We start from the raw sequence: 6,657 nt of genomic DNA, 5'->3' as shown, positions 1-6,657 counted from the left end.
AATATTGAGACTCTATTTGAATAATAGATAGCTAAAAATATTGAATTATTTTTATAGAAAACAGTATTTGTTTAAAGACCAGTTGCCAACGTTTGTGCACGTGTCAAGGTCAGTTGGCGTTTTAGAAAAGACGAGAGAGATCTTTACAGAAAGGATTACCTAAATCATGAAGAAGCTAATACGAAAAATATTGATCGTTGGTTTATTGTCTACACATTTTCCAGTAACTATTTTTGCTCAGACAAATGAACTCGAAACCTCTGATTACTTGTCTAATGAATTAACAACTGAAAGTTTCACTGAGATGGATGAGATAGAAGAAGTTATTCAAGATCCGCCAGAAGAGAATTTTCCTGCATCAACCAGTTCGATAAATACGGATGAGGCAAATAATAATCAGGAACATCTAGACGAAATTCAGTCAAGTGATGACAAGACAAGTGAAACACTTAATAGTACTGAAAGTGAAAATGCAGAAGAGTCCAATCAACAACAAAATATAGCAAAAAGTAGTGAGGAATCGATAATTGCTTCGGGAACTTTTGGTACTTCGGATTGGTATATCACTTATGACGGAGTTCTTCATATCGGATCTGGAACATTCCGACCTACTGCAAGTAATCCTTGGAGCCGGTATAGGGTTAAAAAAATTGTATTCGAGGGGAATGTTATTGCTGGCGAGAATGCTTCTTATTTATTCGGTAACTTCGGTAATACGTGGGATGAGCTTACTGAAATAGAAGGCTTAGATAAGTTGGATACTAGTCAAGTAACTGATATGTCTGGTATGTTTAATAATACTCGAGGGTTAACAAAGCTCGATGTATCCAACTTTGATACAAGTAACGTTACGAATATGTATGCGATGTTCAATGGCCTGTTCGATTTGACTAGTTTAGACGTCTCCAATTTTGATACAAGAAATGTAACGAATATGTCTTTGATGTTCGCGAATGTGATTAACATCGATAAATTTGATTTAAGCAATTTTGATACGAGAAATGTTACGGACATGTCTTTGATGTTCGCAAACCTAAGAAGAAGTGATCTCGATACATTCAGTATGGATCTAAGCAATTTTGATACTAGCCAAGTAACGAATATGGACAGAATGTTTCTAGGCTTAAATAGGGTCTCTAGTCTGGATATATCAAGTTTCGATACCAGTAAGGTAACGAATATGTCTTCTATGTTTAGCGGTATGCAATCGTTGAAGATCATCAGATTAGGACAGTCATTTTCATTTCTTACAAATACAATGTTGCCTAATCCAATTCCATCAGAAATTTATACAGGAAAATGGGTCAATGTTGGTACAGGATCGATAGATTTCCCGAATGGGCTAAATATTTGGACGGCTTCCGAGTTAATGGCAAACTACAATGGAGAAACTGATTCCGATACGTATGTTTGGCAACCTAACTTAAAAGATGCAGCACCTGTAACAGTCAAGTATCAGAATTCTGATGGCGAACAGTTGAGTGAACCAACGGTTTTAAGCGGAAAAGTTGGTATGACTTATGAAAGCAAGCCGAAAGAGATCACGGGATGGAACGTGGTCAAAATACCAAATAATGCATTCGGTGTATTTACTGAAGAAGCACAAGAAGTGGTCTATGTTTATGAGCGTTCAGATGCGGCACCAGTCACAGTCAGATATAAAGATACAGATGGCAACGAGTTAAGCGACCCAACGATTTTGAATGGAAAAGTCGGATTACCATATGCCAGTGAAGCCAAAGAGATTCCTGGTTGGTATGTAGTGGAGACACCAGATAATGCTTCTGGAATTTTCAGCGAGGCAGCCCAAGAAGTGGTGTATGTATATGAACGCAGTGAAGCTGCTCCAGTGACTGTGAAATACCAAGATAGTGAAGGGAATCAATTATCAGAGCCAACTGTCTTAAGCGGAAAAGTCGGGTTGCCATATACCAGTGAAGCCAAAGAAATCCCGGGTTGGTATGTAGTAAAGACACCAGATAATGCTTCTGGAATATTTGGTCAAGAAACGCAAGAAGTGGTGTATATCTATGAACGTAGCGATGCGGCACCAGTCACAGTCAGATATAGAGATACAGACGGCAATGAATTAAGCGACCCAACGATTTTGAATGGAAAAGTCGGACTCCCTTATACCAGTGAAGCCAAAGAGATCCCAGACTGGTATGTAGTAGAGACACCAGATAATGCTTCTGGAATATTTGGTGAAGAAGCGCAAGAAGTGGTGTATATCTATGATCGCAGCGATGCCGCACCAGTGACTGTGAAATACCAAGATAATAAAGGAAATCAATTATTAGAGCCAACTGTCTTAAGTGGGAAAGTCGGACTCCCTTATACCAGTGAAGCCAAAGAGATCCCAGGTTGGTATGTGGTGGAGACACCAGATAATGCCTCCGGAATTTTCAGTGAAGAAGCGCAGGAAGTGGTGTATGTATACGATCGCAGCGATGCGGCACCAGTGACTGTGAAATATCAAGATAGTAAAGGGAATCAATTATCAGAGCCAACTATCTTAAGTGGGAAAGTCGGACTACCATATGAAAGTAAAGCCAAAGAAATCCCAGGCTGGTATATAGTAGAGACGCCAGATAATGCCTCTGGAATCTTTAGCGAAGAAGCGCAGGAAGTGGTGTATGTCTATAGTGTTCTTCATAAAAATAATGAAAAAGAAAATGATTCTAGGGGGACTTTGCCAGCTACGGGAGAAGAAACATTGGGACAATCAATGTTGATAATTTTAGGAACCCTACTAATTCTCTTATCGTATAGAATCAGTAAACGAAAAAAGAACCTATCAAATTAAGTGTATTATTTATAGTAAGAACATTAATAAAGTGTCCGGAGAACATCTTTTTCTGGACACTTTATTTTTTTAGTGTATATTTATTTATAATAATGTTTTTTGAGATACAAATTGAGGGAATTACACTAAGAATCGATGAGAAAATCTTTCATTAAGTCAAAATATGAAAGCAAAAGGCAGTGATTAAATATAAGAAGGAGTGAGAGTGCATGAGTTATAGTTGGATCTATTATGGACGAAAGGTGCGAAGAATCGCTTTGTTTTCGATTAAGCTGATTGACTTTTTTCTACTGTATCTTGCTATTGGTAAACAAATTTATCTATCGTTTGGGCTGTTTATTCTGTTCACTTTGTGTTGGGCGGTCGGTTCAGGAGTGGCATTGATTAGAAGAAAAGTTAGACAAGATGATATTAAAGATAGACCAAAATCAGAAGCTTATCTTCATCCAAACCATGATCGTAGAGAAAATCTCATGTTGTTCGCGTGTATAGTACTATTAATAGTCGAGCTATATATTGTCTCCTTGCCTGTTCCATTATAGTCATGAAAAGACTGATTTTTTACAATCTGCCCAATAGTTTTAGTGGTTAGTTCTTTGTAACGTTTAAAAAAAGAATCGTATATAGTTTCTGGAGAACGTAAATGAATAAAAGAATCCTGTCTTTTTTATTTAAATATCCTTGTTTTATTTTAACTGTTGTTATAAGTCTTTTTATGAGTATACAATGGCTATAATTATTTGATTTAAATTGTGGTAAGCACATCGATTTTGAGGTGTCCCGTATTCGTAGGAGTTGAATGAAATATCATGTTAGTAGCAGTTTTTTCTTCAGCTGCTTACTATTTCAAGTACTATTATTTAGATATATTCATTACGTACATAAATTGAGAAGAGGTAAAAAAATGAAAAAGTGCATTGTAGTATGTGAAATAGTCAAACGTTAACAGACGAAAAGGGGAAGAATATTATGACTATTTCACGAAATAAAATTTACCCAAGAACCAATGATACACAAACCATCTATCTAAAGAATGCCATCACCAACCATAATATTAGCGTTGGAGAATACACGATTTATAATGATTTTGTAAATGATCCACGCGAGTTTGAAAGGAATAATGTGCTGTATCAATACCCAATCAATCATGACAAATTGATTATTGGCAAATTTTGCTCCATTGCTTGTGGATCAAAGTTTCTGTTTAATGCTGCAAACCACTCATTATCAAGCGTTCCAACGTATACATTTCCGCTATTTTTTGAAGAATGGGATCTTGACCAAGCCAATGTGGTTGCTGCATGGGATAATAAAGGTGATATTGTGATCGGCAATGATGTGTGGCTTGGGTATGACTCAATTATCATGGCAGGTGTAACGATTGGAGATGGGGCCATTATCGGCACTAGAGCTGTAGTCACGAAAGATGTACCCACCCTATACCATTGTGGGAGGCATACCTGCGAAACCAATCAGAAAAAGATTTGCTGATGAAACGATTCAGTATTTACGCAACATCTGCTGGTGGGATTGGCCAGAGGAAAAAATCAAGGCGAACCTTGAACATCTCATGTCTGGTTCGATTAGTCAATTATCAAAGGAATGAGTAATAGAACTTTAACCAATGTATCTAGAGAATTTCCTACTGATGATACGAAGATACTCAGATAATTCGTTGATAAGTTATCCTAAAACTGTTTTATGAACATCAAAGTGTATTTATTAGCTTTGATGTTTTTTTTGTATAAAAGCCTAATTTTCAGTTCAAACAATAAAGTACCTAGGAAAAAACAGCTTTCTGGACACTTCATTTTTGTTTTGTATTTGAATGTTTGCTGGTTTGACTGTATCATCTCGTCAATCACTTTTATGTTAAAAAATGGCACTTGTATCATACAGTAATGTTCTGGAAGAAAATCCTATAGAATAAATCTTTTTTCATATTCAATCATTGAAAAAGTTACTGATTAAGACACTGGCTTGTAACGCAGCATTGAAGGAAGTTGATTATGCAGATTAATAGTAGGAGAAAGAGAAAGGACACTTATGAGACAAAATGAAATAGGCTGACTATTTAAGTAGAAATTTAAATAATTATCAAAAAAATCAAAAATACTATGGATTAATGCACGATCAATGATATTAGAAGTTAGAAGAGGTATAATTTATTTAAAGTAAGAGGTTAAGAGGTGATGGCATGTATAAGTTTCTTTTAACTAAATTAGATCAAGATGTCTATGAAGTATTTGCTTATTTTTTTGAAAATGCTGAGGAATATGAAAGTATAAGCGACTTGGCGAATAAATTAAGTGTTTCGAAAAGAAGAATTATTTTAGTTATAGACCGTGCACTGGATTTGAGAGAGCGGTATCCCTTTTATGATATCGAGATAATTGACGGAAGAACTATTTCACTTCGGTTTGCCTCGAATTTTTTACTTTCTAAGTTATATTCTGTCATGTTAGAAGAAAGCATGCCTTTTCAAATATTGGACCGATTATTCAGAGAGAAATATGTATCCTTGGAGAATACAGCGCAACAACATTATGTGAGTAATCGCACGGTTCAAAGAAAACTCAAGGAGATCATGGATATCCTCGAAAATTATAATATTTCGTTGAATTTAAAGAGGAAGCCGTTATTTGTAGGAGAAGAATATCGTATTAGGCATTTTTTTCATATCATGTATTGGCAAATTTTTGATGGCTCAAATGTACGTTATTTTGGCTTGACTCAAAAAAGTATCACTGGTTTCAAAGAAAGACTCGCGATGTATCCAAGTTGTTATCGAGGAATCGATCAAGAAAAGTTTGTCCAATTACTGGCTTTAAGTCTCTATCGTTTAAAGAGAGGATTTGTTTTGAAAGAAATTCCACCGACAATGACAGAAACATGCCATCTGACTATTCCTTTTGAGCAATTCAAAAACGAGCTTATAATGCCCCTCTTAAGAGATAATTATTTACTAAATGAAACTTCAGAAAATGAGTATATCTTCTTGTATTATATGTTTTCAGTAATGACCACCTATTTACCTGAGGAGATCCCTACAGAGTTGATGATGACAAATCATTTTTCAGAGGAGAGCTTACAAGCCGCCAAACTTTTTTCGGAAACAGCGAAACAAGCTTTTCTTGTTCCTGATAGTGCTACAACGTATCTTTTTGTCAATGCATTGAACATCCATTCTGCCTCTCTCATGTTTGCTTCAAAAAACAAAATTGATGCTTTTGGAAAAACGACAACAGATAAAGACTATCGAAGAGTATTCCCTAAGTTATTTCCACTGGTTCAAGAGATGTACCAATCGCTATCAGAACAATCATCGATTTTTCGTACGCTGTATGTATCAAATAGCCGCCTACTTTTTCAATATAGTATGCTTCTGTCGATTGTAGCTAGAATCGATCGGTCGACTGTGCGGGTTTTTCATGAATCAAAATTTGGGAAAATTCAGGAAATCAGGCAAAAAGAGCGATTAAAACGATGGTTTGGATATACTCTTTCTTTTGTATCAGAAAAGCCGGATTTTGTAGTAACAGATTATCCTGTCGATCGTCAATTCTTTATTAATCAAAATCACGAAGTACGTTTCTTTAAATGGAATAGTTTTCCCACCGGAGATCGCTGGCTTGAATTAATTGAAGCTATTGAAAAGTTCCAAAATGAGTCTATTAATGAGTCTATTCAAGAAACAGGGACAAATCCCTCACTATAGAATCATTATAGATAACGTTTGATATCCGCATTTGCTAGTAACAATCTTTTTCAAATTTTTAGTATCAATAGCCATGGTGTGTGCTTGACTAATTCAATTGTTCAAGATCAACAAGTAAATACTTAGCAGATCC

The 6,657-nt window shown here is 35.7% G+C and carries 2 protein-coding genes and 1 pseudogene; all 3 read left to right on the top strand.

Translation table 11 applies throughout. The features are described from left to right. The first annotated feature begins 166 nt into the window (after positions 1-166). The 3 genes and pseudogenes from EG2_RS19090 (at position 167) to EG2_RS01425 (ending at position 6,524) form a co-directional block, all read left to right on the top strand. On the top strand, positions 167-2,806 hold the full coding sequence (locus EG2_RS19090; protein WP_060813195.1) for a MucBP domain-containing protein: 2,640 nt from the start codon (positions 167-169) through the stop codon (positions 2,804-2,806). A 969-nt stretch (positions 2,807-3,775) separates the two neighbouring features. Continuing rightward, positions 3,776-4,412 (top strand): annotated as a pseudogene (locus EG2_RS01435) (CatB-related O-acetyltransferase). A gap of 591 nt (positions 4,413-5,003) precedes the next feature. Further along, complete coding sequence (locus EG2_RS01425) at positions 5,004-6,524, top strand: helix-turn-helix domain-containing protein (protein ID WP_060813192.1); 1,521 nt, start codon at positions 5,004-5,006, stop codon at positions 6,522-6,524. Positions 6,525-6,657: the final 133 nt, after the last annotated feature.

Origin of the sequence: Enterococcus gallinarum NBRC 100675 (genome assembly GCF_001544275.1) — a bacterium.
GTDB classification, from domain to species: domain Bacteria; phylum Bacillota; class Bacilli; order Lactobacillales; family Enterococcaceae; genus Enterococcus_D; species Enterococcus_D gallinarum.
This window is presented reverse-complemented; position numbering and strand designations above follow the sequence as displayed.

Bases quoted from the DNA above. Each gene is read 5' to 3' on its own strand.
- EG2_RS01425 (WP_060813192.1), top strand. From the start codon at position 5,004: ATGTATAAGTTTCTTTTAACTAAATTAGATCAAGATGTCTATGAAGTA.
- EG2_RS19090 (WP_060813195.1), top strand. From the start codon at position 167: ATGAAGAAGCTAATACGAAAAATATTGATCGTTGGTTTATTGTCTACA.